Origin of the sequence: Streptomyces sp. SID5785 (genome assembly GCF_009870065.1) — a bacterium.
Lineage (GTDB): Bacteria > Actinomycetota > Actinomycetes > Streptomycetales > Streptomycetaceae > Streptomyces.
This window is the reverse complement of the sequence record NZ_WWIA01000967.1, coordinates 1-2,620: the sequence shown is the minus strand read 5'-3', so window position 1 is coordinate 2,620 and position 2,620 is coordinate 1. Positions and strand designations below refer to the sequence as shown.

The 2,620-nt window shown below is 75.2% G+C and carries 2 protein-coding genes and 1 pseudogene; 1 reads left to right on the top strand and 2 read right to left on the bottom strand.

Annotated features, from left to right (window positions below; genetic code table 11):
* Positions 1-170: 170 nt before the first annotated feature.
* Both GTW43_RS31570 and GTW43_RS31565 read right to left on the bottom strand, forming a co-directional pair.
* Positions 171-1,106 (bottom strand): M56 family metallopeptidase, encoded by a 936-nt coding sequence (locus tag GTW43_RS31570; RefSeq protein ID WP_161305403.1) that lies wholly within the window; start codon positions 1,104-1,106, stop codon positions 171-173.
* Positions 1,107-1,218: 112 nt separating this feature from the next.
* Positions 1,219-1,806 carry a DUF5134 domain-containing protein gene (locus GTW43_RS31565; RefSeq protein ID WP_161305402.1) on the bottom strand — a complete coding sequence of 196 codons (588 nt, stop codon included), beginning with the start codon at positions 1,804-1,806 and terminating at the stop codon, positions 1,219-1,221.
* Between the two features lie 181 nt (positions 1,807-1,987).
* Here GTW43_RS31565 and GTW43_RS31560 point away from each other — a divergent pair.
* Positions 1,988-2,620, top strand: a pseudogene (locus tag GTW43_RS31560) (FUSC family protein); the annotation flags it as partial.

The following is a 2,620-nucleotide window of genomic DNA, read 5'->3' as shown; positions in this document are numbered from 1 at the left end:
CGAGCAGGACGGCGTTGACGAGCGCCAGACCCCACAGCGTGCGCGGCCGCGGCCGGGGGACCGGAGGCGTCCGCTGCGGGGAGTCGAGCCGTGCCGGGTGCATGGGGGAGATCTTCACCCATGGCACGGTGCCGGGACCAGCACCGTGCCGCCCGCGCCGGACGCGAACGCTAACCGAGCGCGCGCAGGCCCGGGACGAACGTCACGAGGAGCGGGACCAGCGGGATGAGCGCCGCCGCGGCCGTCAGCCGCAGCCGGTGGACCGGGCTGAGCCGGGTCTGCGGCGCGAGCAGCCGGTGCACCCGCTGCGGGACGTGTGCGTGCGGGGTCGGGCACGGGCCGAACACGCCGCGGTCCTCGTTCAGTTCGACCAGGGCCAGCGCGATCGTGAGCCGGCCGAAGCGGCGTGACGCGACGTCGTCGGCCGCCAGCTCGACCAGCCGGTGCATCTCGTCGCGGAACGAGGCGAACACCCTGATCTGCGGGAAGCCCGAGGCCAGCGCGCCCGAGCAGTGCAGCAGCCAGTCGTGCCGCCAGCGGGCGTGGCCCGTCTCGTGGGCGAGCACGGCGTCCAGCTGATGCCCCTTCAGGCGGCGCAGCGCCGCTGTGGTGATGACCAGCTGGGGGGTCGGGCCCGGCAGCCACCAGGCGTCGGGCCGCTCCGCCTCGAGCAGCACAAGACGGTCGGCGCCCGGCTCCTCGCCGGGCAACAGCGGTGCGCGGACCAGGAGTTCGGCGCGGCGCCGCCGACGGCGAGACCGGGCGCGGTGCACCTCCCGCACGAGCATCGCGGCCGTCCACACCCCGCCGAGGGCGAGGGCCACGGCGACCGTCGCCGCCCAGGGGCCGGGGGCGCGCAGTGCGTACGCCTCGACGACCCCGTGCGGGGCGGGCGCGAAGAGTCGCCCGCGGAACGCCTGCCAGGCGGACGCCGCGCTCAGCGTCATCGACAGGGCGCAGCACAGGAGGACGGCCGCGACGACGCACTGCCACGCCCACAGCGCGACGATCGGCTCCCGGTCCGGCCAGTCGGCGCGTGCGAGCAGACGCGGGGCGACGACAGCGACAAAGGCGCCGAGCAGCAACAGCGCTACGGGGACCGTCATGTCCGTCAGCCTATTTGGCGCGGGCTACCCGGCGGTATGGGCCGGCTCGCCAAGTGACGCACGCCACGGTTTCGTTCGGTGGCCGTAGCGGCGGTGACGGCCCTCCGGGCGGCTACATGGTCAGCAGCATCGCGAGCATCCCGATGGCCATGGACAGGCGGCAGGCCCGCGCCAGCTCGGGCCGGTCACGCCAGGCCGGACCGGCGGTGCCGGCGCCGGTGCCGGATGCCGCCCCCACCGAGGTCCCGGAGCTCACAGGGGCCCCGGCGGGCACCAGACGCACGCCCGCCCGCAGCACGTACCCGGTGAAGTAGACGAGCAGGACGCCCGTGAGCACCGGGAGTCCGGCCGCCGCGTGGTGCGCGTGGCCGGAGGGCCGGGCCGCCATGGCGAGTGACATGTAGGCCATCGCGAAGGTCCCGGCCAGATGGTGCAGGTGGTGCGCCCCGCGCCGGGCCGCCCACAGCGCGCGCAGGGCGGCGCCGCCGAACACGGCCGCGTAGAGGAGCCAGGTCCAGCGCGGCGGCGTCACCACGGCCGCGGGCACCGCCATCAGGGCCATCCCGAACCCCATGAGTGCCTCGCCGCCGGCCGTGCGGCGCTGTTCTCCGTCGCCGCTGCGCCGGCGCAGCAGACAGGAGGCGCCGGTGACGGCGCAGAGAGCGACGAGCAGCCATGCGGCCGACTCCGGTCCGTGCACGCGGGTCCCCCTCAGTCGGTCCTGCCGGCTGTCCGCGGCCGGCTCCGGTGCCACGGTGCAGGTGGGTGCGACAGCTCGACAGGAAGATGCCCGGGCGCACGGGCGCGTAAGGCGGCGCAGGGAAGCACGCGCGGATCCTTTCCTTTCGTTTTACTGGTGAAACACCTGCTAAGGTTTCTGTATGAGCAGCACTCCGCCGACCCCGCGCACCCGGACCGTCCGACCGCTCCCGCTCGCCGGAGTGCTGCGGGCGAACAGACCGGCCGACATCTGGTTCAAGCCCGCGACGAGCGTCGTCGTCTCGGCGGCGATACCGAACCTGGCACTGCTCGCCCTCGGCCGCCTCGACCTCGTGATGTACACGATGGCCGGTTCCTTCTGCGCCCTGTACGGGCACAACCTCCCCTACGCCGCGCGGGCGCGCGCCCTCGCCTGGGTCGTCGCCGGGATGTTCGCGAGCATCGCGGTCGCGCTCGTCACCGCCTCGCTCACCGGATCCGCCGCGGTGCTCGTCGCCGTCGGCGCCGTGCTGGCCGCCGTCCAGAAGACGCTCTGCGACGCCACGCGCATCGGGCCGCCCGGCCACCTGATCTTCACCTTCATCAGCTCCGCCGCGCTGTTCGCGCCGCAGACCGCCGGACAGGTCCCCGGACACCTCGCCCTGATGCTCGGGGCAGGCGCCGTCGCCTGGCTGGTCGGGATGGCACCCGCGCTCGTCCGGCCGCACGGGCCCGAGCGCCGGGCCACCGCCCGGGCGCTGCACGCCGCCGCCGCGTACACGGAGCGGCCGGGCCACGCCGCAGGGCGCGCGGCC

Bases quoted from the DNA above. Each gene is read 5' to 3' on its own strand.
- GTW43_RS31570 (WP_161305403.1), bottom strand. From the start codon at position 1,106: ATGACGGTCCCCGTAGCGCTGTTGCTGCTCGGCGCCTTTGTCGCTGTC.